Below are 26,835 nucleotides of genomic sequence, written 5' to 3'. Positions count from 1 at the left end.
CAGCCGAATGAACCGCATTGTGGCCTATGCCTGCCTCGCGCTCAGCATGACTTTGGTAGGCAGCTATGTAGCACTCTCCAAACCGCTGGTGGCCGCCCTGCCCGTCTTTTTGCTGGCGTGGCTGCGCTTCGGCATAGGCGGGGCCGCCATGCTGCATTGGCTAAAAAAACCCGCGTTTGAAGCGCCCATGAGCTCCCAGACAAAACGCCTGCTGTTCCTGGAGTCATTCCTGGGCAACTTCCTGTTTTCAATCTGCATGTTGTTTGGCGTGAGCCTGACCAGCGCAGTCGCCGCCGGTGTCATCATGGCGTCCATTCCGGCTGCGGTGGCTGTCATGAGCTGGCTTTTCCTGCGTGAGCGCATCAGCCTGCGCGTCTGGCTGGCCGTCGCCTGCGCCGTGCTCGGCGTGGCATTGGTATCGCTATCAAAACAGGAGCCGGTAGCGCCCATTATCAGTGGGCCAGGGGCCGATTTGGCTTCAAAAAATGCCTGGCTGGGCAATCTGTTGCTGGTCGGCGCCGTGTTGTGTGAGGCCGCCTACGCAGTGATAGGCAAAAAACTCACGGGCGCCCTGAGCCCCAAGCGTATCACCGCGCTCATCAACCTGTGGGGTTTTGTGCTGGTCACACCGCTCGGTTTGTGGATGGCCTGGGGCTTTGACTTCCGGGCGGTTGCAGGCTCAAGCTGGCTGCTGTTGCTGTTTTACTCGCTCGCGGCCAGCGTGTGGACGGTATGGCTGTGGATGACCGGGCTGAAAACCGTTCCCGCCAACCAGGCCGGTGTTTTTACCGTGCTGCTGCCTGTCAGTGCCGCCGCCGCGGGTGTGATCGTGCTGGGGGAAAAGCTCAATGGCACACAAATCGGCGCCTTTGCCATTGCACTGGTCGGGGTGGTGTTGGCTACCTTGCCGCAGCGGGGCCGGCCGGGGACGGGCCAGAGCGTGCTGCCGCACTAGGGCCTGTTAGCGTAATTCTTTGTCCAGGCGTTTTTGCCGCCGCATCATGAACACGCTGTAGCTGATGATGCCCAGCGAAACCACAGCAATAAGAATGGTCGCGGCCGCGTAGATCGACGGGTTCACGCCCCGCCGCGCATAACTGAAGATCACCTGCGGCAAGGTCGTCACGCCAGGGCCGGACAAAAACTCCGAAATCACGACATCGTCAAACGACAGCGTGAACGTCAGCAGCCAGGCGGACACCAGTGCCGGCGCGATATTGGGCAGGGTCACCAGGAAAAACACCTGCATGGGCCGGCAGCCCAGGTCCATGGCGGCCTCTTCGATGGAGCGGTCCATCTCGCTCAGACGCGACTGGATCACCACCGTCGCATAGGCCATGCCCAGCAGCGTATGGCCCAGCACAATGGTGATGAAGCCGCGCTCGGGAAAGCCGAACGTACGCTGCACGGCCACTGTCAGCAACAGCAGGGACAGGCCAATAATGACTTCCGGCATGACCAGAGGCGCGTTGACCAGCCCATAAAACAAGGTGCGGCCCGAAAAGCGCCTGTAGCGCACCAGCACAAAAGCGGCAAAGCTGCCCAGCACGACAGACAGCGTTCCGGTGATCAGCGCCACCTTGAGCGATAAAAAGAACCCCTCCACCAACCGTGGATCGTCCAGCAGCGCCTGGTACCAGCGCAATGAAAAGCCTGTGAACACGCCATCCTGCCGGGTGCTGTTGAAAGAAAAAATAATCAGGAAAAACAGCGGTATGTAAAGGAACAGGAAGACCATCACCAGCCAGAGCCGGCCAACATGGTTTTCTGCAAAGCGCGAAACAGAAGTCGCGATGGCGCGGCCCGGGCGTTTCATCTCAGTGCCCAGCCTCTGCCCGGGTGTCGCGCCCGGCGCTGGAGCGGTAATACCAGGCCAGCGGCACCAGGATGGCGACGATCATCACCACCGACAATGCCGCTGCACGCGGCCAGTTGTTGCTGCTGAACATCTCGTCCCACACCACGCGGCCTATCATGATGTTTTCCGCACCGCCCAGCAGCGAAGGAATCACAAACTCGCCGACGGCAGGAATAAACACCAGCATGGAGCCGGCGATGATGCCGGACTTGCTCAGCGGCACCGTCACCAGCCAAAACGCCTTCCACGCACTCGCGCCCAGGTCATGCGCGGCCTCCAGCAGGCGCACGTCCATCTTCACCAGGTTGGCATACAACGGCAGGATCATGAAGGGGCAGTACACGTATGTCATGCCCACCAGCATGGACACATCGGTGTACAGCATCACCAGCGGCTCATGGATGATGCCCAGCGACAACAGCAGGTTGTTCAGCACGCCCTGGTCTGCAAGGATGCCTTTCCACGCATACACCCTCAGTAAAAATGATGTCCAGAACGGCAACATCACCAGCATCAGCAAGGCCGGCCGGATAGACGGCCGCGAGCGGGCCAGGAAATACGCAAACGGGTAACCGATCAGCAGGCAGGACAAAGTCGTCAGCAAGGCGTATTTCAGGGAAGTTTTATAGGCATCCACGTAAATGGTGCCGCCGAAACCGCCAGCCCCCTGCGCGCCATCACTGAAGATGGAAAGGTAGTTGTCGTGCTTTAGCATGATGCGCCAGGAGCCCGACGCTGCCTCGATGAGTGGCGCAAAAGGGTCCACCCCGCTGCCCATGTCCGTCACGCTGATGCGCAACAGGATCAAAAAAGGCAGCACAAAAAACACCAGCAGCCAGACATACGGCACGGCAATGACAAAACGCCGCCCCGGAGTGAACCGCAAACCTGCTGCTATCTTCATGCTGGCCTTATTGGGTCAACACCACGGGCGCGGTGTCGTCCCACCAGAAAAACACCTGGTCGTCCCAGGTAATCACGCTGCTGTCGTGCCGGGTGGTGTTGGTCTCCGTGATCTTCACGGTCCGCTCGCCCGCCATTTCGACGATAAAAGTGTTGTAGCTGCCGAAGTAGGCAATCTCCCGGACCTTGCCGGTGAACAGGTTGCCAGTCACTCCTGCAGGCTTTGACCTGGAGATATGGATTTTCTCTGGCCGCACCGCAATCGCTGCGGCCATGCCCAGCGCGCCGCTGATGCCGTGCCCCACATTCACGATGCCGTGCGCGGTCGTTACTTCGCAGCGGTCTGCCTGGTCGACGGTCAACTCGCCCTCGAACAGATTGACGTTACCGATAAAGTCAGCCACAAAACGGCAGTTCGGGTGCTCGTAAATCTCCTTTGGCGTACCTACCTGCAGTACGCGGCCGTGGCTCATGACCGCGATGCGCGAGGCCATGGCCATGGCTTCCTCCTGGTCATGCGTCACCATGACGCAGGTCACACCCACCGACTCCAGGATATTGACCAACTCGAACTGTGTACGTTCACGCAGCTTTTTATCCAGCGCGCCCAGGGGCTCGTCGAGCAGCAGCAACTGCGGTTTTTTCGCCAGGCTGCGGGCCAGCGCCACACGCTGTTGCTGCCCGCCCGAAAGCTGCTGCGGCTTGCGTTTGGCAAAGGCTTCCAGTTGCACAAGCTTGAGCATTTCTTCAACCCGCGCAGCGATCTGGTCTTTGGGCATGCCTTCGCGCTTGAGGCCGAAAGCAATGTTGTCCCAGATGTTCAGGTGCGGAAACAGCGCATACGACTGGAACATCATGTTGATCGGCCGCTCGTAGGGCGGCATCGAGGCGATATCCACGCCATCCAGCACCACCGCGCCCGAGGTGGGTTTTTCGAACCCGGCCAGCATGCGCAGCAAAGTGGACTTGCCGCAGCCAGAGCTGCCCAGCAATGCAAAAATCTCGCCTTTGTTGATGGACAGCGAGACGTCATCAACGGCGGCGACGCCGTCGAAACGCTTGACCAGCTGCTCAGTCCGCAAAAAGCCGTCCACCGGCAACCCCCCTGTCACTCAGGCGCCTTTTTTGAACAGGGTGAAGACGTTGCTCATGGACTGGCGAGCTTCATTGCTGAAGCTCGCAGGCGGCACCATCTTCTGTAAATTCGCGGCATCAGGAAACACCGCCTGGTCCTTGACTATCTCGGGTTTGACGTTGGCCAGGCTGGCCTTGTTGGCCGTTGCGTAGCCCAGTTCATTGGTCAGCGACGCGGATACTTCTGGCCGCAGGAAGTAGTTGATAAAGGCCAGCGCATTATTGGGGTGTTTGGCGTCCTTGGGGATGGCCAGGTTGTCAAAGAAGATCAGCCCACCGGTACTGGGCAGCAGGGCTTCCACCTCGTTGCCGTTGTTGTTCTCCATGGCACGGCCGCGCGCGATGTTGATGTCACCGGCCCAACCCAGTGCAACGCAGGCCTTCCCGGCCGCCAGGTCGTCAATCATGGTGCTGGAGAACAGGCGGATATGCGGGCGCACCTTGGCGAGCATTTCACCGGCAGCCTTGTGGTCCTCAGGATCATTGGAATAGGCATTTTTGCCGAGATAGTGCATGGCCGGCGGAATCACCTCGGTCGGGGAATCAAGGTAGGCAATGCCGCAGGATTTGAGTTTGGCCGTGTACACCGGGTTGAAGACCAGTTCCCAGGCATTGCCCGGCATGGGCGTGTCACCCAGCGCCTTGGCCACTTTGGCCTTGTTGATGCCTACCGTGACAAAACTCCAGGCCCAGGGCACCAGATACGCATTCCCCGGGTCAATGGCGTCCAGCTTGCTCATGAGCGCTGGGTCCAGGTTGCCGTAGTTGGCCAGTTTGGTTTTGTCCAGCTTCTGCAGCAGCCCGGCGTCAATCTGCGGCTTGGCAAATACCGCGCCGGGCACCACGATGTCATAGCCCGTGTTGCCCGCCACCAGTTTGGCCTGCAGGGCTTCATTGTTTTCAAAGGTCTGGTAGTTGACCTTGATGCCCGCTTCTTTCTCGAAATTCGCCACCATGTCTTTGGCGATGTAGTCGGGCCAGTTGTAGATATTGAGAACTTTATCTTCGGCGTTGGCGACTACGGCAGGTGCACTGCCGGCCGTCGCCGGCGCCGCAGCTGCGGGTGCTTCATCCTTCTTGCCGCAAGCTACCAATGCGATGGCCGAGAACGCAAAACACCACAACTGCTTTTTCATAATGTCTTTTTAAATCCGTGAAGAATGTCAGAAAACAGACGCCCGGGGCTTTGTACTTCACCCGGGAAAACGGATTGTAAGAGCTATTTCTGGCCTTCTTGCGGCCACGTCCTGCTGTGTCGCCGCACGCGATTGGTGCATCTCTAAGGCGTCAGACACCAGGGTGCCGTGTTGTTCACCAGGCCCATCCACAGCGCGCCCAGGGAGGTCACGAACAGCGCCAGGCCGGCCAGCCGGATGGCCCACTGCCCCGAACCCTGCCCGCGCAGCCGAAGCCACAGCCATGGCCCGGCCATCAGGGAAACACCGCTGCCCAGGGCAAACAGTGCCATGACGGCAGCGCCTTCCTGCATGCTGCTGCCCAGCGCAGCCACCAGCAAGGCCGAGTAGAGCAAACCACAAGGCAGCAAGGACCACAATGCACCCAGCAGGATCGGCGCACCAAGCCCAGCCCTTCCGGTTTGGCCGCCCGCAATGGAACGCACCCGGCCCCAGACCGCGCGCGCAGAATCCTCAAGCCACGCAGGCTGGCGCGCCCGCCAGAGCAGCATCAGCCCCAGCAGGGCCGCAGCCACATGAAAAAGCGTCCAGACGGGCCTGAGGGCCGCGGAATGAATGCTGAGCCAGCCCAGCCCCTGCATTGATGCAGCAGCCAGGCCGCCCAGGGTGGAATACCCCACAACCCTGCCCGCCTGAAAACCCCAGATGGCCAGTGTGCTGGCCCCACCGCCAGCACGTCCCATACCCGCGCAAGCCGCACCGCACATCACCACGCAGTGAGGCCCTCCGGCAAGCCCCATCAGCAAGGCCGTGGCTAGAAGGGTCGCAGACATCAAATGATTTTCGAAAACCTGGCGCGGTTGCGGTCAGCCTGCAAATAGCGGTCAAACACCATGGCGACAGCGCGCACAAAAAACCAGCCCTGGGCACTTACCTCGATACCGGAATCACTCAAACGAACCAGTCCCTGATCGGCAAGCGCTGCGAGCGCCTCCATCTCTGCCGCAAAGTAACTCCGGAAATCAACCAGGTAAGCCAGCTCAATGGACTCAAACTGCAGTTGCCCCTGGCACATCAATGCCATGATGACGGCGCGCCTGAGCAGATCATCGCGCGACAGGGCCAGGCCGCGAACAACCGGCAGGCGCCCCTGATCGAGATGGTCGTAATACTCTTCCAGCGTCTTGGCATTCTGGCTGTAGGTGGCACCAACGCGGCCTATGGCGGAAACGCCCAGCGCAATCAGGTCGCAGTCGGGCTGGGTACTGTAGCCCTGGAAATTTCGGTGCAAGCGGCCCTGCCGTTTGGCAACAGCCAGCGCATCGCCGGGCAAGGCGAAATGATCCATGCCCACATAAACATAGCCGGCAGCGTCAAACGCCGCCAGTGAACGGGAAAACATGGCCATCTTGGCGGAGGCATCGGGCAATTCAGCCGTTGCAATGCGGCGCTGCGGCTTGAAACGTTCCGGCAGGTGCGCATAGGCATAAAGCGCAACCCGGTCAGGCCGCAATGCCGTCACTTGCTCAAGTGTCCGGTCAAATGATTCCGGCGTCTGCATGGGCAGGCCATAAATCAGGTCAACATTGATGGACTCAAAACCTTTCGAACGGGCAGCGTCAACCAGGCCGAACACCTGCTCCGCTGGCTGGACACGGTGCACTGCCCGCTGTACGGCCGGATCAAAATCCTGCACGCCAAAGCTCAGCCGGTTGAACCCCAGTTCGGCCAGCACTGCAAGCCGGGCCTCATCGACGGTTCGCGGATCAATTTCAATCGAATACTCACCACCCGGGGTAAATGAAAAACTGCGGCGCAACAGGGCCATCAATGCCCTGAGCTGCATGTCGTTCAGGAAAGTCGGCGTGCCTCCACCCAGATGCAGCTGGCTCACGACCTGACCAATACCTGCATGGGCCACTTGCAAATCGATTTCGCGGCCCAGGTAACGCAGGTATTCATCGGCCTTGCCGTGATGCCTGGTGATGATCTTGTTGCATGCGCAGTAGTAACACAGGGACTCGCAAAACGGAATGTGGACGTACAGGGACAGCGGCAACGCCATGGCTGCGGCGCCGCCATGGCGTTGCGACAGCGCCTGTGCATAGTCATCCGCAGCAAAGGCCTCGACAAAGCGGTCCGCTGTCGGATAGGAGGTATAACGCGGCCCGTTCAGGTCAAATCTGCGCAGCAGGTCGGGCGAAACAACACTCATGAACTGATTTCCTTGGAAGAATGCACACTGTGCCGCCAAATATCAGCCCTCGCCTTGACCTGTATCAAACCCTCCGCAGTCCCACATCGGCATAATCTGATCTACATCATGGATTCGTTGCGTTCGCGACGGATGCCGCCTCTTTCACGGAAAAACGACCTAAACACCAACCGGACTGTTCACACTGCCCCCAAATGCTCAAAGAAACCATCAAAGTAGCCTGTTCGAGTTGTAATCTGCGCGAACTGTGCATGCCTGTTGGCCTAAACACCCAGGAGCTGATCCGTGTTGACGAACTGGTGGCAACCCGGCGGACCGTCAAGCGCGGCGCGGCACTTTTCCACACGGGGGAAAAATTCACCTCGCTGTATGCCATTCGCAGCGGCTTCTTCAAAACCGGCATCACGACTGAAGACGGACGGGACCAGGTCACCGGCTTTCAGATGGCCGGTGAAATCATCGGCCTGGATGGCATCGTCAACGAGCAGCACACCTGCGATGCCGTGGCGCTTGAAGACGCCGAGGTGTGCGTGATGCCCTTCGACCGCATTGAGGAAATCTCAAGGGAGGTCAATGCCCTCCAGCACCACGTGCACAAGATCATGAGCCGGGAAATCGTGCGGGACCACGGCGTGATGCTGCTGCTCGGGAGCATGCGGGCCGAAGAGCGGCTGGCCGCCTTCCTGCTCAACCTGGTGCAGCGCCTGCAGGCACGTGGTTTTTCGAAATCCGAACTGGTGTTGCGCATGACACGCGAGGAAATCGGCAGCTACCTGGGCATGAAACTCGAAACCGTGAGCCGCACGTTTTCAAAATTTGCCGATGATGGCGTGATTGCGGTAAAGCAGCGCAACATCCACATCCTGGACGCCGATGCGCTAAAGCGCATTGTCAATGTGCCCCAGTGTCATTGATTGATGGCGTCAGGCTCGGCAAGCCATAACACCAGGCCATTGCTGATCACAGCGATAAACCAAAACATAAAAAAAGCCACCGTATAAACGCCCTTGCGGCTTGCCTGCAGCTCAAGGCCTGGCCAATGAATCTCGCCAGGGTCAATCATCGAAAAAACCAGCACTTCAAGCAGGCAGGCCGCCAAAAAGGCCGGCCAGATGATGAGTCCCCAGCGTTTGAGACCCTGGGCTTCAGGCTGGTCATGGTTTTTCATTGCTTTTTCCCCCGGTTGCGCTGTGGTTGCGGCCCGTCTGGGCCGGCTGCATCAGCGGTTTTGCCGCATTCACCTCCCGGCTGATCTCAAGCCCCTCACGGTAAGAGTCCTCTGATACAACGGCGTCCGGCCCCTGCATGATGTAGAACGCAGTGACGATACAGGCCAGCACCGCCGACAGCGGCCCGGCAATCACCATCCAGACATAGGGCTCTTTCCACCATGGGCGGACTTCAGGCGAATGCAGCATGTTTGCACTGTCTCTACTGGCGGGGTTCATGAAAAAGTCCTCCACAAGGATATTAGGAAAACACCTTAACGCGGTACCAGGAAAACCGATTTTTCGACGACTTCATCCTGCGAAGCGCCCTGCTTCGAAATCACAAAGGTAATGGGATGAGAGCCCGCAGCCACGGCATCGGGCGGCACCTGCACCCGCACCGGAACCCAGCGCGCACCGGCGGCGTCGACCACCACCTGCGCGTCGGACACAATCCGGGCTCCCGCCATCCCCTCCACCTTGAGCACATACTGCTGATCATGCTCGGTTGCATTCATGATCTGCAGGCCGTAAACATTTTCAATCTGACCCTGGCCCACCTGGCGGGCCATCGCGCCACGGTCGCGCACCACGTCCACCTTGAACGAAGGCCGAACCAGCAAGGCCCACAGCATCCCCGTACCGATGGCCACCAGCACCGCCGTGTACACAAGAACCCGGGGCCGCCGCACCCGGCGAAACATCGCGGAACGGGACAGTTTCTGGTCCATGCCGTTCTGTGTGCTGTAGCGGATCAGCCCGCGCGGGTAGTTCATTTTTTCCATGACACTGTCGCACACGTCGATGCAGGCCGAGCAGCTGATGCATTCATATTGCAGGCCATCACGAATGTCTATGCCCGTGGGGCAAACCTGCACGCACAGGCCGCAGTCAATGCAGTCTCCCAGACCTTTGGCGCGGTACTGGGCCAGTGCTTCGCTGCGCCGACGTGAGCCCCGGTGCTCGCCCCGCGCGCCGTCGTAGGTAACGATCAGCGTGTCGCGGTCAAACATCGCGCTCTGGAAGCGGGCATAAGGGCACATGTATTTGCACACCTGCTCGCGCATCCAGCCGGCATTGCCATAAGTCGCAAAGCCGTAGAAAAGCACCCAGAACAATTCCCACGGCCCCAGAGCCCAGCTTCCAACCGCGCCCAGCAGCTCGCGAATCGGCGTGAAATAACCGACAAACGTAAAGCCCGTCCACAAGCCAATCGTTATCCAGACCGCATGCTTGGCAGTCTTGCGGAAAATTTTGGCAATACTCCAGGGGCCCTTATCCAGGCGCATCCGGGCTATCCTGTCACCTTCAATCCTGCGCTCCACCCACATGAAAATTTCGGTATAAACCGTTTGTGGGCAGGCGTAGCCACACCAAAGCCGGCCCGCCACCGCCGTGAACAGGAAGAGCGACAGCGCGCTGATAACCAGCAGGCCTGTCAGGTAAATCAGGTCCTGCGGGTAAAGCACCAGGTTGAAGATATAAAACCGGCGCGCCCCCAGATCAAACAGCATGGCCTGCCGATCGTTGATAGTCAGCCAGGGCAAGCCGTAAAACACCAGTTGCGTGGCCCAGACCATGGCCCAGCGCCATTGGTTAAACCAGCCCGAAACGCCTTTTGCGTAGATCTTCTTTTCTGACTGGTACAGCGACACGATGCCGGAGGAGTCATCTGCCGCGACTGCCGCATCCCGGCTACTCACGGCCGCTATCGGAATGACTGGCTGTCCCGGGGAAAATCTGTCTGAATGAGGTGCCACGCGACGCTGTATTTTCAGGGTTTAGGGGTGGCCGCAGGTGCAGGGAAACTGCTGCCGGAAAGGCTCAGCACATAGGCCGCCACCACATGGATCTGGTCAGCCGTCAGCTTGGGCGCCTGAGCCGGCATGACATTGGTTTTGCCGTTTTTGATCATGTTGACAATGGCGGCCTCCCCCCAGCCGTGTAGCCAGTAGTCATCCGTCAGATTTGGTGCGCCCAGGGTCTTGTTGCCCTTGCCGTCGATACCATGGCATGCAGCACAGGCCGAAAACCTGGCCTTGCCGCTGAATGCCTTGATTTCGTTGTGGGGACTGCCGGACAGCGACAGAACATAGTTGGCCAACTCGCTCATCTGGGCCTCCCCGCCTACGGCCTCTGCCATGGGCGGCATCACGCCGGTGCGGCCATTGGTCACTGTCTGCACGATGTGTGCGGCGCTGCGTTCGCCAAGCCAAGCCGTATTTGCGTTGGTCAGGTTGGGATAGGACTTGCTGCCCCGGGCGTCCGAGCCATGGCACTGCGCACAATTGTTCATGAACAGGCGCTCTCCCACCGCCAGGGCGCGTGCATCTTTTACCAGCGCCTCGACAGGCTGGGCGGAAAACCCGGCATACAGGGGTGCAACCTCCGCGCGAAACTGCGTGACATCCTGGCTGTGTTCGCTGTCCGCCGACCAGTTCAGCAAGCCCTTGAAGCTGCCCAGGCCCGGAAAGATGGCGAGGTAGCCCAGCGCAAACACCACGGTCAGGATGAACAGCCACATCCACCAGCGCGGCAGGGGGTTGTTCAATTCCCGCAAGTCCCCGTCCCACACGTGGCCGGTGGTGTTGTCATTGGATTGGCCGGCTTGAACCTTGACGGTCGCCTTGCCAGCAAGCCACAGCAGCAACGCACAGGCCAGGATGGACACCAGGCTGATGGCCGCCACATACCAGGGCCAGAATCCGTTCGTGAAATCGCTCATCGCCACAACCCCTATTCAGACCGGAACGGCAGTTGGGCCGCATCTTCAAACTGTTCTTTTCTGGAGGGGAGGTAAGCCCAGACCAGAATTCCGATGAACACAACAAATGCAGCCACGGTCACCAGGCTGCGCAGTACATTGATATCCATTTGATGAGCTCCCTTATTTGAGCGCGAGGCCCAGGCCCTGCAGGTAAGCCACCATCGCATCAAGCTCGGTCTTGTCCTTGAGCTGTGCAGGTGCTGCGGCGATTTCGGCATCGGTATAGGGCACACCCGCCACGCGCAAGGCCTGCATGTGCTGCTGGATCGATCCCGCATCCGCTGGCGTTTTTTCCAGCCATGGGTAGGCCGGCATGATGGACTCGGGAACCAGGTCGCGCGGACTCACCAGGTGCAGGCGCTGCCATTCATCGCTGTATTTTCCGCCCACTCGGTGCAGGTCCGGGCCGGTGCGCTTGCTGCCCCACTGGAACGGGCGGTCGTAGACGTACTCGCCCGCCACCGAATAGTGGCCATAACGCAGGGTTTCCGCAACCAGCGGCCGGATCATCTGCGAGTGGCAGTTGTAGCAGCCCTCACGCACATAAATATCGCGGCCCGCGAGCCTCAGAGGCGAATCAGGCACCACGCCCTTGATCGGCTGCGTCGTGGACTTCTGGAAGAACAGCGGAACGATCTCCACCATGCCGCCTACGGCCACCACAAACAGGATCAGGACAATCATCAGCAGGTTGTTGGTTTCAACTTTTTCGTGTGAGAAAGACATGACGGACTTCTTCTTTCAGGCATGCGCCAAAGCGGCAGGGATGGCGGTTTCAGCCGGTTTTCCGGCCCGGGCGGTCATGAACACATTCCAGGCCATCAACACCATGCCCGACAGGTACAACAGACCGCCAAAAAAACGAACCATGTAAAACGGAAAGGTGGCCTTGACGCTTTCCACAAAGGTGTAGGTCAAGGAACCGTCCGGGTTGATGGCGCGCCACATCAGGCCCTGCATCACGCCAGCAATCCACATCGAAGCGATGTACAGCACGATGCCCATGGTGGCAATCCAGAAATGCAGCTCAATGGCCTTGATGCTGTGCATCCTGGCCTGCCCGAACATGCGTGGCACCAGGTAATACAGCGCTCCCATCGAAATAAAGCCCACCCAGCCCAGCGTGCCGCCATGCACATGGGCAATGCCCCAATCCGTGTAATGCGAAAGCGCATTGACGGTCTTGATGGACATCATCGGCCCTTCGAAGGTAGCGATACCGTAAAACGACAGCGCCACAATCATGAAACGAAGGATGGGATCGTCGCGCAGCTTGTGCCATGCGCCGGACAAGGTCATCACACCGTTGATCATGCCGCCCCAGCTTGGCGCCAGGAGGATGAGCGAAAACACCATGCCGAGGGACTGTGTCCAGTCCGGCAGCGCGGTGTAATGCAGATGGTGCGGGCCAGCCCACATGTAGGTGAAGATCAGCGCCCAGAAATGCACGATGGACAGGCGGTATGAATACACCGGCCGCTCGGCCTGCTTGGGAATGAAGTAATAGACGATCCCGAGGAAGCCCGCCGTGAGAAAGAAGCCCACGGCATTGTGGCCGTACCACCACTGGACCATCGCATCCTGCACACCCGCATAGGCCGAATACGATTTCATCCAGCCTGCGGGTATGGCGGCGGCATTCACGATGTGCAGCAGCGCAACGGCGATGATGAAAGCCCCATAAAACCAGTTGGCGACATAAATATGCCGGACCTTGCGAATCCCTATGGTGCCGAAAAAAACCACCGCATAGGCAACCCAGGTCAGGGCAATCAGGATGGCGATAGGCCATTCAAGCTCGGCGTATTCCTTGCCGCGCGTAAAACCCATGGGCAGTGATATGGCAGCGGCCACAATCACGGCCTGCCAGCCCCAGAAGTGAAAGGCCGCAAGCTTGTCGGAGATGATGCGAACCTGGCAGGTTCGCTGGACCACGTAGTAACTGGTGGCAAAAAGCGCGCAACCGCCAAATGCAAATATGGCGGCATTGGTGTGCAGGGGACGCAAGCGGCCAAACGAGAGCCACGGGATGCCGAAGTTCAGCTCCGGCCACGCCATTTGCGCAGCAATGAACACGCCCACCAGCATGCTGACAACGCCCCACACAACCGCCATCACGGTAAATTGGCGCACAACCTTGTCGTTGTATACGCCGGCACTCGAAGCCGCCCACCGAATGGCGGGAAACCGCGTCGATGTTGTCGAAAGTACTGCACTCATCAAAAACCCTCTGCTCTGTTGTCCAAGCTGATAACGCAGTGTGCCAATGACGGCCCGCGCCTGTATTGATGTGGATCAAGCATCCTTGTCAACCGGCACGTTCCGCTGGTTCAAGGACTCTTCTTCCAGAAAGATGCGCTGGCCCTCGCTCTCCAGCCCTTCAAACTGGCCTGACCAGACAGCCCAGGCCAGCAATGCCATCACCGCCAGCGCCAGCAGCACAGACAGGGGAACCAGGAGGAACAGGATGTCCATCAGCTTCCCGCTTCCTGCGGCATCCTGTGCGCCAGGCGCGCTGCATTGGCGATAACCAGCAGTGAACTCAGTGCCATGCCCAGGCCGGCCAGCCATGCGGGCATCCACCCGGCGACGGCAATCGGCACACAAACTGCGTTGTAGGCTGCGGCCCACAGGAGGTTCTGGCGTACGACGCGCATGGTGCGGCGGGCCTGGCCAAACATGGCGGGCAGCAGCATCAGTTGCCCGCCGGGGATCACAAAATCAGACTGCGCCTGCGCCAGCGGCGCAGCCAGGCCCATGGCGATGGAAACATGCGCGCCGGCCAGCACCGGGCCGTCGTTCAGGCCGTCACCCACCATCAATACCTTGCGTCCCTGCTGCTGCAGTGCCTGCAGGTGAGCCAGCTTGGCTTGCGGGGTGCAGTCGCCCTGCGCTTGGCGAATGCCCAAGCGGACAGCCATGCGCAGCGCAGTGGCCTCCCTGTCACCCGACAGCATCTGGACATCCATGCCCACGGCTTGCAGCGCAGCGACAGCCAGCGCGGCATCTGCACGAACGGCTTCGCCAAACTCAAACCGGGCGAGCCAGCCCAGCCCGTCCGCAAGATACACCAGCATGCCTTCGCCCGGCCGGCTTTCAACGTTGCAAAACCGGGCTGATCCCAGCCGCACGTGCCCCATGCAGCAAGGCCCAGGCGAAGATGAGGAAGGCGCAAGCCTGCCTTCAAGACCCTGCCCCATCACCTCGACCACGTCCGTCACCTGTACCGGCCCCGGCTCCGGCAGGCCGGACTTGCCGGCCTGCGCCACCAGCGCACGCGATACCGGGTGCAGGGAATGCCGCGCCATGGCAGAGGCCAGCTGCAGGGCCTGCGCGGCAGTGACGCCCGCACGGACCTGCACATTGTGCAAGGCCATATGAGCCTCGGTCAGGGTGCCCGTCTTGTCGAAAATAACCGTATCGACAGCCGCCAGCGACTCAATGGCTTGCAGGCGACGCACCAGCACACCGTTGCGCGCCAGCAGGCCGGCAGTTGTCAGCATGGCGCTCGGTGTTGCCAGGGACAATGCGCATGGACAGGTTACCACCAGCACGGCCACCGCCGCCATCAGAGCCCGGGCCGGATCAGTGCCCCACCAGAACACCGCGGCCGTAAAAGCCGCAAACAAGACAAACCATAAAAAGGGCCTGGCGACACGGTCCGCCAGCAGCGCCAGACGTGGTTTGTCCACCGAGGCTCGCTGCATCAAGGACACAATCTGCGCGTAACGCGTCGCCGGCCCGACCTGCTCAATGCACACCTGTACCGCTGCGGACAGATTGTGGCTGCCCGCCAGCACCGATGCCCCCTGTGGACGGGCCACCGCCCGCGACTCTCCCGTCAACAGCGCTTCATCAGCAAATGTGTTGCCGGAAATGACTTGACCATCCGCCGGGAAGGCCTCCCCCGGCAGCACACGGATGACATCACCGGCGCGCAGGCGGCGCACAGCCACCCGCTCGAAATGGCCATCCTGACCCTGCCTCTCCACGCTGTCAGGCAGCCTCTGCATCAGGCTGTCAAGGGCGCCTGCGGTGCGGTTGCGCAAGCGCCGCTCCAGCCAGCGCCCGGTCAGCAAAAAGAAAACAAACATGCTCAGCGAGTCAAAATAAACCTCCCGTCCCCACCAGCCCTGGGGTTCAAAGGTCGCGGCGCTGCTGATCGCAAACGTGATCAGGATACCCAGGGCCACCGGCAAGTCCATGCTGATGCTGCGGTGCTTCAGGTCACGCCAGGCATTGCCGAAAAATGGCGCGCCTGAGAAGAACACAAGCGGCAGGCTCAGAACCCATGAAGCCCAGCGCAACAGCTTTTCAATGTCCGGCGTGATCTCTCCCGGGGTCGTGATGTAGGCCGGGAAGGCATACATCATGACCTGCATCATGCAGAACCCGGCCACCAGCCAGCGCCAAAGCGCCAGGCGGGCTTCCTTTCGGCCATGGTCAGGCGCAAACGCATCGGAGGCCGGCAGAAGCCGGTAGCCCAGCGCCTGCGGCACGGCCATCCACTCCGAGGGCCGGGTCAGCGCTGCAGACCAGACAACACTGGCACGCCCACTCGCCGCGCTGACCTGCGCGCGCACAACGCCCCTGACGCCCAGCAGCGACTGCTCCAGCGTCAGGGAGCAAGCCGCGCAGTGCATGCCCCGCACTACCACCTGCGACTCCCAAAGCTCCCGAGCGGACTCTGCAGACGGCTCGCAGGGCTGGCTGAAAACGGCCCACTCATCCGGGCTGTCAAGCAGGGCCAGTCGATCCGCGTCAGGTTCGCAGGACGACCCTGATTGCGCCAAAGCAGGTGGAAACGGAAGCGCAGCAGCTTGCATGCGGCAAGACTAATGGCAGCAAGCGCAACACACATTGATATGGATCAAGCGCGAAGCCATCAACAGGTTTAAAGTCAAGACTCCCTTCCACTTCAGGAGACTCGCCATGTATCAGCGGATTCTTATTGCAACCGACGGCTCGACGCTTTCCCGCCAGGCGGTTGACACCGGCCTTGAGCTGGCGGCACTCACGGGCGCTCAAGTGATTGCACTCAAGGTGATCCCGCGTTACCCGGTAAGTTATTTCGAAGGCAGCGCATCCCTGAATCCGAACAACAGGAACATTGCCGCCATCGAAAAGCAATGGGCAGAATCCGCGCTTGCCGTGGTGGAGGAAGTCAAGGCCACCGCAGAGGCCCGGGGCGTCAAGGCCAAGGCCGTCACCAAGGTATCGGACCTGATCGCCGAATCCATCATCGCCATGGCCAAAAAGCACAAGTGCGATTTGATCGTCATGGCCTCACACGGTCGTCGCGGCCTCAAACGGGTACTGATGGGCAGCGAGACCACGCATGTGCTCACGCACTCGCACATACCGGTGCTTGTTTTAAGGTAAATCTGCCTGTAGCCCTTTGGTAACGCGCGCAACCAGCTCCTGAATCAATAGCGCCAGCCCGCTGCTGGCGGCTGCTGATTCAGGTAAAAAGATTTTTGTACTGCTCGCGCAAGGCATTTTTCTGCACCTTCCCCATGGCGTTGCGTGGCAATTCTGCCGCCACAAAACACTGCTTGGGGATCTTGAAATTGGCGAGCTTTGACTTGAGCGTGGTGACGATGGAGCCGGCATCCAGCGTGATGCCCGGCTTGGCGATGACGATGGCCACACCCACCTCGCCAAAGTCGGGGTGCGGCACACCGACCAGCGCGCTCTCGGCCACGCCGGGCATGTCGTTGATGTAGCCTTCGATCTCCGCCGGGTAGACGTTGTAGCCGCCGCTGATGATGAGATCCTTGCTGCGGCCCACGATGGTGATGTAGCCGCGCTCGTCGATCTTGCCGACGTCGCCTGTTTTGAAATAGCCGTCCGCGGTGAACTCTTCTTTGGTTTTTTCAGGCATGCGCCAGTAGCCCTTGAAAACATTCGGGCCCTTGACCTGTATGCCGCCAATCTCGCCAACCGGCAAGGTTTGACCATCATCACCCTGCACGCGCAGGCTCACACCCGGCAACGCAAAACCCACGGTGCCGCCGCGCCGCTCAGCGCCCGCATAGGGGTTAGACGTCAGCATGGCGGTCTCGGACATGCCGTAGCGCTCCAGGATGGTGTGGCCGGTGCGCTGCTGCCATTCAGTAAAGGTTTCGATCAACAGGGGCGCGGAGCCCGCAATAAACAGGCGCATGTTGCGGCAGGCATGTTTGTCCAGCCCAGGCTCTGCCAGCAAACGCACATACAGCGTGGGAACGCCCATGAAAACCGTGGCTTCAGGCAACTTCTGCACCACACGCCGGGGGTCGAATTTGGACAGCCAGATCATCTTGCTACCGTTGATCAATGCACCGTGCAACGCGACAAACAGGCCATGCACATGAAAAATAGGCAAGGCGTGTATCAGCACGTCACCGGGTTTCCATCCCCAATAGTCCTTGAGCACCAAAGCATTGCTCAGCAGGTTGGCATGCGACAGCATGGCGCCCTTGCTGCGGCCGGTGGTACCGCTGGTGTAGAGAATCGCGGCCAGCGCATCCCCGTTCGCGACCACCGCCATCTCGTGTCTGTCGCTGCAATGCGCGGCGCGCTCCAGGAGCGAGCCGGTGCGGTCCTCATCCAGCGTGAACACGTTTTGTGTGCCGGCCTTGAAGGCAATCTTGCTGATCCAGCCAAAGTTCTTGCTGCTGCACACGACCACGGCCGGCTCGGCGTTGCCTATGAAATATTCGATCTCGGCGCTTTGGTAGGCGGTGTTGAGCGGCAGAAACACATAGCCCGCGCGCAAGGTCGCCAGGTACAGCATCATGGCTTCGACCGACTTTTCAACCTGCACCGCCACGCGTGCGCCCGCAGGCAGCTTGAGCGATTCAAGCAGGTTGGCCATCATGGCCGTGGCGCGGTCCAGGTCGCGCCAGGAGTAGTTCAGGCCGTTATCGGCTTCAACGGCAATCGAATCCAGCGATGCGGGAAAGGCAGCACGCAACGCGGCAAACAGGTTATGGTTTTTCATGATTCAAACTGCAAAAAAAGAATTCAGACAAAAGCCTAGCGCCCAAAACGGGGCTGGCGTTTTTCAATAAATGCCCTCACGCCTTCGCGGTGCTCCGGTGCATCGGCATAAGCATAGGCATTTGCTATTAAATCTATAGCCGGTTGCGCAGGCGATACGCCGGCCAGGGCCCTGAACGACTGTTTATTCAGGCGTGCGGCGCCCGATGCCAGGCTGGCGATACGCTCCGCACACGAATGCACGGCCGCAGCAAGTTCGGGGTCGGCCACAACACTGTTCAGGAAGCCGCGCTGCTTCATCTCCGCCGCATCCAGCACGGCGGCCGACAGCAGCATCTCGCGCGCTGTCAGCTCACCCACCGCACGCAAGACCAGCGCAGCCTCGCGCGGAGCCATCGGAAAACCGAGCTTTGCAATCGGTGCGCCAAAGCGGGCCGACTCAGCGGCCATGCGGATATCGCAGCAGCTGGAAATCTCCAGGCCCGCACCCATGCAGTTGCCCTCTATCTGCGCCACGACGGGTACATCGCAATCCAGCATGGCCTGCAAGCCGCCCCACACATCGTTTTCATGAAAATCGCGCAGGGACGCTTCCGCAAAACGGAAACCGGCGTATTCTGAAATGTCGCCACCCGCGCAAAAGTGCCCGCCCTCGCCTTTTATCAGCACACAACGAATTGCCGGGTCGTTCTGGATAGACAAAAAAACAGAGCGCAATTCCACCCACATCGCACGCGACATGGCGTTGAACTTGCCGGTATGGGAAAGGGTGACACGCGCAAGCGCGCCGGAAATATCCAGGGAAACAGTTGCAGTCATTACAGAAATAGAGATTACTCAAAACCCGTTCAGGCTGAGCCTGTCGAAGCCCTTCGACAAGCTCAGGGAGAACGGTAAAAAGGAATGGCGCCAGGTTACTCCAGCTTGGCACCGGAGGTTTTTACCACCGCTGTCCAGCGCTTGACTTCACCGCTCACAAAGGCGCCAAACTGTTGTGGTGTCAGGTTGCCGAATTCCGCACCGTTGCTGGCCCAGATGGCCTTGAGCTCATCCGTGGCTGCGGCCTTGCGAATATCTTCAACGATGCGGCCCTGCACATCGGCAGGCGTGCCCTTGGGCGCCCACATGCCGTACCAGGTGGTCACGGTGTAGTCGGGCAGGCCCACTTCCGCAGCGCAAGGCACATCGGGAAAAGCCGGGTTGCGTTTGGTGCCGGACACCATCAGCGCCTTGATGCGGCCGCCCTTGATGTGCGCGGCCGACGAGCCCAGCCCGTCAAACATCATGTCAACGTTGCCGGAGATCAAGTCCTGCAAGGCCGGGCCAGCGCCGCGGTAGGGAATGTGCGTGATAAACGTTTTTGTCTGCTGCTTGAACAGCTCGCCCGCCAGATGGTGCGAGGTACCCGCGCCGGCAGAGCCGTAGTTGTATTGGCCCGGAGCCTTGCGCACCGCTTCGATAAAAGACTTGAAATCCGCGAATGGCATTTTCTTTGGGTTAACCACCAGCACCTGCGGCACATTGGCCAGCAGGGCCAGCGGCACAAAATCCTTTTCGATGTCGTAGTCCAGCTTCGGGTACATCGACGGCGCAATGGTGTGGTGTACCGCACCCATGAACAGGGTATAGCCGTCCGGCACAGCCTTGGCCGCAATGCTGGCGCCCAGCGTGCCGCCTGCCCCGCCACGGTTGTCAATGATGAGCTGCTTGCCGGTCAGCTTGGAAAACTGACCGGACAGCGGCCGGGCAAATGCATCGGTGCCGCCGCCAGCAGGAAAAGGCACGATCACCGTCACGGGCTTGGACGGCCAGGTGGACTGCGCGTAGCTGCCCATGGAAAGCAACGCCAGCCCTGCTGCGCCCGTGCGCAACACATCACGCCGGCTGGCTACCAGGCCCACCGTCATATCAAGCTTGAAATTCATTTTTGTCTCCTGTCGTTATTAAATTGAAAACCGAAACCACCACCTGCCACGAATACTACGTATACATTCGATCTCTGCGAATCAAATATACAAATCTTCAATTTCCCCCGATACGGGGATTTTCCCCTGCGCGAGCAGGGCCCGGTGCTTGTCCAGCCGCTTCAGGTCGTACAGGTAGTTCACCATCAAGCCGTACGACTGCTTGAGCCCCTTGCCGGAAGGATCACCAGCCCAGTTGAGCCGCTCCACCCGCGCACCGTTGCCAAGGTGAAAGCGCGCCACCGCATCGGCCGGCCTGGCATCGTCCGAGACATGCCCAAGGTACTGCGCCGCACAACGCAACAGCATCAAACGCACAGGCGACTTCTCGGGCAGTGCCAGCGCATCGTCGGCGGCACTGAGAAAATGCCCGGCAGACGGCGGCTCAAAACCCACGGCGCGGCCAAGTGCCGAGCGCGCCTTGTCATCCAGCTTGTCCAACATGGCGCCGGCATTTTTGTTCAACCAGCTGCGAAAGCCCGGGATAGGCGACAGCGTGGCAAACACCTTGAGTTTGGGGAATTCATCTTTCAGCGTCTCAACCACACGCTTGATCAGAGAATCACCAAAACTCACACCGCGCAAACCGCCTTGCGTGTTGCTGATGGAGTAAAAAATCGCGGTCGTCGCTTTGTTCAAATCCGCCGCATCCGCCGACTCGTCAAGCAGCGGAGTGATGCTGCCGGCCATCTTGTCAATCAGCGCCACCTCCACAAAAATCAGCGGGTCATCGGGCAGGCGCGGGTGAAAGAACCCGTAGCAACGGCGGTCCGAGTCCAGCCGGTTCTTCACATCGGACCAGCTCTTGATGTCGTGCACCGCTTCGTACTTGATGAGCTTTTCAATCAGCGACGCGGGCGAGTCCCAGCTGATGCGGCGCAGGTCAAGGAAACCCACGTCAAACCAGGTTGAGAACATGTATTCCATCTCGACATCCAGCGCCTGCAGGCGCTTGTCGGCCTTGAGGTGCGGCAGCATGTCGGCGCGCAAATCCACAAGAAACCGTATCCCCTCCGGGAAGGCGCTGAAGCGCTGCAGCAAACGCCGGCGCGGCGACACCGTGGCACGGCGATAACGCACCTCGGCCGCCGCCTCGTCAGGCGTGCCCACCGCAGCTGCAAACTGCTCCTGCGCCAGCTTTGTTTTTTGCGCATCCGCGACAAACTGCTCACTCATCAGCAGCCACATGTCGCGCCGCTCGTTGGGCGCGGCCTTCGCATACCAGCCGGCCACGCCCATGGCCCGGCGCCCGCCCTCCACCTCGCTGACCCGCGGATCGACGATGGCCTGCAACTCCAGGAGCGTGCGGCGCAAAACGCGCGGCGAGAGTGCCTCTTCTTTTTTCCGCAAAGTCGCATTCAGGCGCTCACGCGTCGAGCGGCCCACCGGCAAACCATCGGCCGGCGCCGAATTCACTATCTTTTTAGGAGCATGCTGTGCGTCATCCACGGCGGCCACGGGCATTTTTGATTCTTTTTTCTCGCCCGCGAGGCGGGAAACGCTGCGGTTGAGCCAGCCCGGGCCCGTCATGATGCAAACCTCGAACGCTGGCTGCGCGCCAGTTCACGCAGGGCTTCACGCTGGCGCGTGAGGTGCGTGCGCATGGCAGCCTCGGCGCCTTCACTGTCACGGCTCTTCAGCGCCGCAAACACCGTCATGTGCTCCGACAGGCTTTGCGCCAGCCGGCCAGGCGCACCCAGCGACTGCAGCCGCGACAGCTTCAATATCTTGCGCAAATCGGCAATCGCCTGCGCCAGCCATCGGTTGTTGGCCAACAAAATAATCGCCTCATGAATCGCAAAATTGGTCGCGTAGTAGTCCGTGATGCGCCCAGCCTGCGCATGGGCATCAAGCCGCTCATGCAGCGCCGTCAGCTCCACCAGGTCGGCATCCGTCGCGTTGCGCGCCGCCTCATAAGCACAGCGCCCTTCCAGCAACGCAATCACCGGAAAAATCTCGTCAAGGTCCTGCTCCGTCACCTCATTGACAAAACAGCCCCGCCGCGGCTCATGGCGCAGCAAGCCCTCGGACGTCAGCACCTTCAGCGCCTCACGCAAAGGCGTGCGCGAAATCTCCAGCCGCTCGCACAGCGCCACCTCATCCACAAAACTGCCCGGCGCCAGCAAACCGTCAAAGATCTGCTCACGCAAGGTATCGGCGACTTCCTGATGCAATGAGTTTTGGACTAGACGCATGGTACGGGCCGGTTGAGAGCTGGTTGACGGAAGATAAATGATTAAGCTAGCTGTTTTGGGCTTGTAGAGCACACGTTAACACGGGCAAAGTCACATTATTTCTAGTAATTACCCGTAATTATGAAATTTGAGGCTAGTAATCAGCACCCAACAAGCTCCTCCCAAGCCTAGACAACATCCCGCGTATCAGGCCTGTACCGCCTGAGCCTCGTTATCAAAACAAGCGTTGCAGTAGCCGGAATATCGAACGCCGCCGGAACGATCGCCCTCGGGGATTTCCAAAATCAATTGACCCCGGCAAAGCGAATGCGCTAAACAGCCGCAACCCTAATAACTCGCTTTAGCTTTGGCCGGCGTATGTCACCAGTCACCGACTTGAGGCACAAACCCGTGACGCTCTGCAGCACGCCCGCAAGAATAGCCATGTTGTAGTGGTATTCGTTCTCACAAGACTGCGCAAACAAGTCATCATTCAAAAACATGCATGAGCCTTTGCAAAGCTGAAGAACCGGGCAATGACGGCAACTCTCCCTGTGCGACCAATGGGTTGCAGTCGTCAGCCTCACATCTTTCATGGCACTGACGTGCCCGATCTTGTGTTTGCCCTTGGCCCCCGTGTTCTGGCAAGTCATGACATTGCCCTTCAGATCCACCGCCAGCTGGTGTGGATCGTCCATCCCGCATTTTTGACCCAGCGCCGAGGATGGCCGCTGGTTCTTGAGCGATTGAATGAAATCCATGGCCTTTGAAGAAACGCTGCGAAACATCAAGGCCTGCCCATCCGAAAAACCGTCAACGATGCTCTGATGCAACAGCTCGTAGTCCTCCTTGGCCCAATAGCCGGAGGCAGCCAAAGTCTGGTCATCGTAGATCGAGACAACACCCTCGACCTCCAGCATCAGCTCTTCATCATCAAGCTTGTTCGCCAACCACTGCCGGGTAACGCGAATATTGGCATTCGCCGGCGTCAGCACAACGTTAAAACTGACACGATGTTTTTTGCGTGTTGAATGCCGTCGAAAACTGACCCGGTTANCTTGCCGCAGACAACCAGGTCAAGCTGCTCGCCGCACAGAACACCGCCAGCCAGAGCAGCACCAACTCCAGTAGCTCGGGCAGCGTGGGCGTGAGCTTTGGTGTCGGCCCCGGCGGCGCCGGCCCGAGCTTTAACGCCAGCGCCAGCAAAGGCTCGGGGCAAGCCAATGGAAGCGACACCAGCTACACCAACACCCAGGTTGTTGCAGGCAACACCGCCATCGTGCAAAGCGGTGGGGACACCAACCTCAAGGGCGCAGTCGTTACGGCCAACACCGTCAGGGCCGACGTGGGCGGCAACCTCAATATCGAGAGTTTGCAGGACACCAGCACCTACAAGAGCCAGCAAAGTAGCGCAGGCGGCTCAGTCAGTTTCGGCTCGGGAGACATCGCCGGCGGAGGCATCAGCGCCAGCCAGAGCAAGATCGACAGCAACTTTGCAAGTGTGGGACAGCAAAGCGGTATCAAGGCCGGGGATGGGGGGTTTCAGGTCAGTGTCAATAACAACACCGACCTCAAGGGTGGTGTGATTGCCAGCACCCAGGCTGCGGTGGATAACAGCAAAAACAGCTTCACCACTGGTGGCACGCTCACGACAAGTGATATCCAGAACAGCGCGAGCTTCAACGGCAGTGCGGCAGGCATCAGTGTGGATGTGGGGACGCAGCCCAACAAGCCTGGGGTTAACGGTGTTGGCGTTGGTATCGGTAGCGCCAAGGGAGAAGCCAGCAGCGTGACCACGGCGGGCATCAGCGGTATTGCGGGCAACACAGCGGTCAGAACGGGTGACGCAGAGACTGGACTCAAACCGATCTTTGATACGGCCAAGGTTCAAGCTGAGATCAATGCGCAGGTCCAGATCATGCAGGCTTTCACGAAGGAAGCGCCCAAGGCGGTAGCCAGCTTCTCGGCAGGCCAGATGGCTGATCTAAAAGCGCAGGCCAACGCAGAGACTGATCCTGCAAAAAAACAGGCACTTCTCGATGAAGCTGGCACGTGGGATGAAGGTGGCAGATACAGGGTGTTGCTGCATACGCTGGCGGGAGCATTAAATGGCGGGGTCGGGGGTGCTTTGGGTGCGGGTATTAGTCAAGCCACCATAGATGAGATCGGCAAGCAGATTGCGCAAACTGATTTGCCTATTGCGCTGAAAGAAACGTTGGCGGCCGCTATCGGTACCGCGATTGGCGCCGCAGTGGGTGGCACCTCTGGCGCGATCAGTGGTTTCACGGACACCGTCAACAACTACCTGACAGTGGCTGACCTGCAAAAACCGGGTCAGTCTGTGAAGGAGCGGCAGACCACGGGCGTGAAAAACAGCGCCATCATAGAAAACGCCTGCTTCTCCTCAGCGCAGTCCTGCGTGTCAACAATTACCTCGGCCACAGCCGACATTGGTGATTTGCGAACTTACAAAGAAGACCTTCAGAGACAACAAGCGCAAGCCATTGACAGCAACATCAAGGCGGACTTGGGTAATCAGATCAGGGTGGTGGACAACCAGATCGCATCGGCCAACAACGCCATCCGTGTTGGTTTTATGACGATGAACGGCGGCAACTTTGATATCTCAACGATGACCGACAAGGAAATCGTCGCGATGGGGTTTGCATTTGATGCCGCGGGGACTGCAGAGATTCGCGCAATCGGTAAGGTCAACAATTCAATTACAGCCCTGATTGAGAACGCGGCCTACAAAGCGGCGCAGGCCAAGCAAGTGGAGCAGACGAAGATAGTAAACAACATCAACGCCGATTTGCAAAATGTATATGCCAATCAAAATGGCGGCAAGTCGCTAGGTGAACTTAAGGGAACCTACGATATGGTGAGTAACCCTGGCCCATTGGCTTATTTGCCCGGCAACCCAGCTTCAAATTTTCCTGCTGGAAAATATTCATCCTCTGTCTTGACGGACGATGTCATTTTCTATCGCGGGGGTGACTCACAAGGTAAGGCATTGGGGCAATGGTTTAGTACGACACCTCCTACCTCGGCAGCGCAAGTAAGGATAGATACCGCTGTTAAGCCGCAATGGATAAATCCAAGAACTGGCGAGATTACAGGTTCCTCACCAATTAATGTGGTTTACGCTATAAAAATACCAGCCGGGACGACTGTTTATTCTGGCTCAGTCGGAAATCAAGGTGGGATTTACGTGTGGAGTGAACCCCTTGGGCTGGACCACTGGGAACAGATGAACTGATACGCTTTCTGGGCCTTCATAAAAGGAGAAGGTCCATGTCATCAAGAGGTCCCTACCGCAGGCACACTGCGCAGTTCAAGCTGCAGCTGTGCAGCGACATTCGTTCAGGCGCGCTCGGGCGCCGTGACGCGCAGAAGAAGTATGCACTGTCTGCCAATCTCATCCAGATGTGGCTGACGCAGTTCGATCGCGGTGAGCTCAGCACCGAGGAGGTTGAGGCGGACGCCATTGCCGAGTACGAGGCCAAGATCGCCGCCCTGGAGCGCAAAGTAGGGCAGCTCACGATGGAGCTGGAACTGGTCAAAAAAACTCCGCGCCTGCGCCTCGTGAGCGACAACGAGCGCTCCTCCATCATCACCGGCCCCAAGCCTGCTCCGTCCGGCGGGGGTGCCAAGTGATGGAACTACCGCGCAGCACCTTCTATTACCGCGCCGTGGCAAATACCACCGGCTTAGCAGATGACCAGTTGGTTGAGCTCATTCAGACCATTCAAGACGAGATGCCCGGTTACGGCTACCGACGGGTCACGCACGAGTTGCACCGACGTGGCCATGTCGTCAATCACAAGCGCGTGGCGCGCTTGATGAAGGCGCACAGCCTGGGCATCAAGCCTCGCAGGCGCTTCGTGCGCACCACCGACAGTAATCACGACTCGCTGATCTTCCCGAATCTCTATCGCAATGTAATCCCGAGCCGCCCTGATCTGGTGTGGGTCGCCGACTTCACGTACATCCGCATCGAGACCGGTTTCTGCTACTTGGCGGCCATCCTAGATGCGTGCAGTCGCAAGGTCGTGGGCTACGCGATCTCCCGCCGCATTGACACGCCACTGGCGTTGGCAGCGTTACGCTGCGCGCTTGAGAACCGACGACCATCACCGGGTTGCATCCATCACACGGATCGCGGCTGTCAATACGCGAGCGACACATACCGGCGAGCACTGCAGGAGGCGGGGCTTCGCGGCTCAATGAGCTCGCCTGGCAATCCGTATGACAATGCTCAAGCTGAGAGCTTTATGAAGACGCTCAAGGTCGAGGAGGTGTACTTGGCCGGCTACGAGACCTTCGCGGATGTGGCAACACGGTTGCCTCGCTTCATCGAAGAGGTCTACAACGCCAAGCGGCTTCATTCAGCACTCGGCTACCGTTCACCCAACGAATTTGAATTGCAACTCGCTCAGGAGGCGGCTTAATTCTGATGAACCCAGTGGTCCAGCCCAAGGGGTTCACTCCA

The 26,835-nt window shown here is 59.4% G+C and carries 24 protein-coding genes and 3 pseudogenes; 6 read left to right on the top strand and 21 right to left on the bottom strand.

The features are described from left to right. Positions 1–7 precede the first annotated feature (7 nt). Complete coding sequence (locus ACFQND_RS04265) at positions 8–955, top strand: DMT family transporter (protein ID WP_371437911.1); 948 nt, start codon at positions 8–10, stop codon at positions 953–955. Between the two features lie 6 nt (positions 956–961). Here the strand turns inward: ACFQND_RS04265 and ACFQND_RS04260 are convergent, their stop codons facing one another. The 6 genes from ACFQND_RS04260 to hemN all read right to left on the bottom strand — a co-directional run bounded on the left by ACFQND_RS04260 (position 962) and on the right by hemN (position 7,246). Continuing rightward, on the bottom strand, positions 962–1,816 hold the full coding sequence (locus tag ACFQND_RS04260; RefSeq protein WP_371437912.1) for an ABC transporter permease: 855 nt from the start codon (positions 1,814–1,816) through the stop codon (positions 962–964). Between the two features lies 1 nt (position 1,817). Beyond that, entirely contained in the window at positions 1,818–2,762 is a 945-nt protein-coding gene (locus ACFQND_RS04255) for an ABC transporter permease subunit (protein ID WP_371437913.1), read from the bottom strand. A gap of 7 nt (positions 2,763–2,769) precedes the next feature. Then, the gene (locus ACFQND_RS04250; protein WP_371437914.1) at positions 2,770–3,873 is read right to left on the bottom strand and encodes an ABC transporter ATP-binding protein; all 1,104 of its coding nucleotides are present in this window, start codon (positions 3,871–3,873) and stop codon (positions 2,770–2,772) included. Next, positions 3,874–5,031: an extracellular solute-binding protein gene (locus tag ACFQND_RS04245; RefSeq protein WP_371437915.1), complete on the bottom strand. Its 1,158-nt coding sequence runs from the start codon at positions 5,029–5,031 to the stop codon at positions 3,874–3,876. 143 nt (positions 5,032–5,174) lie between these two features. Next, complete coding sequence (locus tag ACFQND_RS04240) at positions 5,175–5,864, bottom strand: sulfite exporter TauE/SafE family protein (protein WP_371437916.1); 690 nt, start codon at positions 5,862–5,864, stop codon at positions 5,175–5,177. Beyond that, the gene (hemN, locus tag ACFQND_RS04235) at positions 5,864–7,246 is read right to left on the bottom strand and encodes an oxygen-independent coproporphyrinogen III oxidase (RefSeq protein WP_371437917.1); all 1,383 of its coding nucleotides are present in this window, start codon (positions 7,244–7,246) and stop codon (positions 5,864–5,866) included. The genes ACFQND_RS04240 and hemN overlap by 1 nt, the downstream gene beginning before the upstream one ends. Positions 7,247–7,440: 194 nt before the next feature. Here hemN and fnr point away from each other — a divergent pair, with 194 nt between their 5' ends. Beyond that, complete coding sequence (gene fnr / locus ACFQND_RS04230) at positions 7,441–8,160, top strand: fumarate/nitrate reduction transcriptional regulator Fnr (protein ID WP_371437918.1); 720 nt, start codon at positions 7,441–7,443, stop codon at positions 8,158–8,160. Here fnr and ACFQND_RS04225 read toward each other — a convergent pair. The 9 genes and pseudogenes from ACFQND_RS04225 to ACFQND_RS04185 form a co-directional block, all read right to left on the bottom strand. After that, on the bottom strand, positions 8,154–8,414 hold the full coding sequence (locus ACFQND_RS04225; protein ID WP_371437919.1) for a hypothetical protein: 261 nt from the start codon (positions 8,412–8,414) through the stop codon (positions 8,154–8,156). The two genes, fnr and ACFQND_RS04225, sit on opposite strands and share 7 nt — an antisense overlap. Further along, positions 8,401–8,694, bottom strand: coding sequence for a FixH family protein (locus ACFQND_RS04220; protein ID WP_371437920.1), 294 nt, complete (start codon positions 8,692–8,694; stop codon positions 8,401–8,403). The genes ACFQND_RS04225 and ACFQND_RS04220 overlap by 14 nt, the downstream gene beginning before the upstream one ends. A 35-nt stretch (positions 8,695–8,729) precedes the next feature. Next, entirely contained in the window at positions 8,730–10,157 is a 1,428-nt protein-coding gene (gene ccoG / locus ACFQND_RS04215) for a cytochrome c oxidase accessory protein CcoG (protein WP_371437921.1), read from the bottom strand. Between the two features lie 71 nt (positions 10,158–10,228). Next, positions 10,229–11,179 carry a cytochrome-c oxidase, cbb3-type subunit III gene (gene ccoP, locus ACFQND_RS04210; protein ID WP_371437922.1) on the bottom strand — a complete coding sequence of 317 codons (951 nt, stop codon included), beginning with the start codon at positions 11,177–11,179 and terminating at the stop codon, positions 10,229–10,231. Between the two features lie 11 nt (positions 11,180–11,190). Further along, on the bottom strand, positions 11,191–11,328 hold the full coding sequence (locus ACFQND_RS04205) for a cbb3-type cytochrome oxidase subunit 3 (protein WP_371437923.1): 138 nt from the start codon (positions 11,326–11,328) through the stop codon (positions 11,191–11,193). Between the two features lie 13 nt (positions 11,329–11,341). Beyond that, positions 11,342–11,947 carry a cytochrome-c oxidase, cbb3-type subunit II gene (gene ccoO, locus ACFQND_RS04200; protein WP_371437924.1) on the bottom strand — a complete coding sequence of 202 codons (606 nt, stop codon included), beginning with the start codon at positions 11,945–11,947 and terminating at the stop codon, positions 11,342–11,344. Positions 11,948–11,962: 15 nt separating this feature from the next. Further along, positions 11,963–13,441 (bottom strand): cytochrome-c oxidase, cbb3-type subunit I, encoded by a 1,479-nt coding sequence (gene ccoN, locus ACFQND_RS04195; RefSeq protein WP_371437925.1) that lies wholly within the window; start codon positions 13,439–13,441, stop codon positions 11,963–11,965. 129 nt (positions 13,442–13,570) lie between these two features. Further along, positions 13,571–13,696 (bottom strand): annotated as a pseudogene (gene ccoS, locus ACFQND_RS04190) (cbb3-type cytochrome oxidase assembly protein CcoS); the annotation flags it as partial. Next, positions 13,696–16,047, bottom strand: a complete 2,352-nt coding sequence (locus ACFQND_RS04185) for a heavy metal translocating P-type ATPase (protein ID WP_371437926.1) — start codon at positions 16,045–16,047, stop codon at positions 13,696–13,698. The pseudogene ccoS and the gene ACFQND_RS04185, both read right to left, overlap by 1 nt. A 106-nt stretch (positions 16,048–16,153) precedes the next feature. Between ACFQND_RS04185 and ACFQND_RS04180 the strand changes: the two genes are divergently transcribed. Beyond that, the gene (locus ACFQND_RS04180; RefSeq protein WP_371437927.1) at positions 16,154–16,603 is read left to right on the top strand and encodes a universal stress protein; all 450 of its coding nucleotides are present in this window, start codon (positions 16,154–16,156) and stop codon (positions 16,601–16,603) included. 79 nt (positions 16,604–16,682) lie between these two features. Here the strand turns inward: ACFQND_RS04180 and ACFQND_RS04175 are convergent, their stop codons facing one another. From ACFQND_RS04175 to ACFQND_RS04150, 6 genes are all read right to left on the bottom strand, one after another. Then, positions 16,683–18,206 (bottom strand): malonate--CoA ligase, encoded by a 1,524-nt coding sequence (locus ACFQND_RS04175; RefSeq protein WP_371437928.1) that lies wholly within the window; start codon positions 18,204–18,206, stop codon positions 16,683–16,685. Between the two features lie 35 nt (positions 18,207–18,241). Continuing rightward, positions 18,242–19,024 (bottom strand): enoyl-CoA hydratase/isomerase family protein, encoded by a 783-nt coding sequence (locus ACFQND_RS04170; protein ID WP_371437929.1) that lies wholly within the window; start codon positions 19,022–19,024, stop codon positions 18,242–18,244. 95 nt (positions 19,025–19,119) lie between these two features. Further along, the gene (locus tag ACFQND_RS04165) at positions 19,120–20,130 is read right to left on the bottom strand and encodes a Bug family tripartite tricarboxylate transporter substrate binding protein (protein WP_371437930.1); all 1,011 of its coding nucleotides are present in this window, start codon (positions 20,128–20,130) and stop codon (positions 19,120–19,122) included. An 81-nt stretch (positions 20,131–20,211) separates the two neighbouring features. Then, the gene (locus ACFQND_RS04160; protein WP_371437931.1) at positions 20,212–21,699 is read right to left on the bottom strand and encodes a malonyl-CoA decarboxylase; all 1,488 of its coding nucleotides are present in this window, start codon (positions 21,697–21,699) and stop codon (positions 20,212–20,214) included. Beyond that, the gene (locus ACFQND_RS04155) at positions 21,696–22,364 is read right to left on the bottom strand and encodes a GntR family transcriptional regulator (protein WP_371437932.1); all 669 of its coding nucleotides are present in this window, start codon (positions 22,362–22,364) and stop codon (positions 21,696–21,698) included. The genes ACFQND_RS04160 and ACFQND_RS04155 overlap by 4 nt, the downstream gene beginning before the upstream one ends. Before the next feature lie 311 nt (positions 22,365–22,675). Then, a complete protein-coding gene (locus ACFQND_RS04150; protein WP_377412441.1) occupies positions 22,676–23,338 on the bottom strand; it encodes an SPASM domain-containing protein in 663 nt (220 codons plus the stop codon). A 74-nt stretch (positions 23,339–23,412) separates the two neighbouring features. On the opposite strand from ACFQND_RS04150, the pseudogene ACFQND_RS04145 reads away from it, so the two are divergent. The 3 genes and pseudogenes from ACFQND_RS04145 to ACFQND_RS04135 form a co-directional block, all read left to right on the top strand. Beyond that, positions 23,413–25,602: pseudogene (locus ACFQND_RS04145) on the top strand (hemagglutinin repeat-containing protein); the annotation flags it as partial. Between the two features lie 35 nt (positions 25,603–25,637). Next, a complete protein-coding gene (locus ACFQND_RS04140) occupies positions 25,638–26,000 on the top strand; it encodes a transposase (protein WP_377412438.1) in 363 nt (120 codons plus the stop codon). Continuing rightward, positions 25,985–26,794 (top strand): annotated as a pseudogene (locus ACFQND_RS04135) (IS3 family transposase); the annotation flags it as partial. The gene ACFQND_RS04140 and the pseudogene ACFQND_RS04135, both read left to right, overlap by 16 nt. Positions 26,795–26,835 lie beyond the last annotated feature (41 nt).

The sequence above is a fragment of the Polaromonas aquatica genome, assembly GCF_042659145.1.
GTDB classification, from domain to species: domain Bacteria; phylum Pseudomonadota; class Gammaproteobacteria; order Burkholderiales; family Burkholderiaceae_C; genus Polaromonas; species Polaromonas aquatica.
The sequence above is the reverse complement of the archived record's forward strand: the minus strand, read 5'-3'. Positions and strand labels throughout refer to the sequence as shown.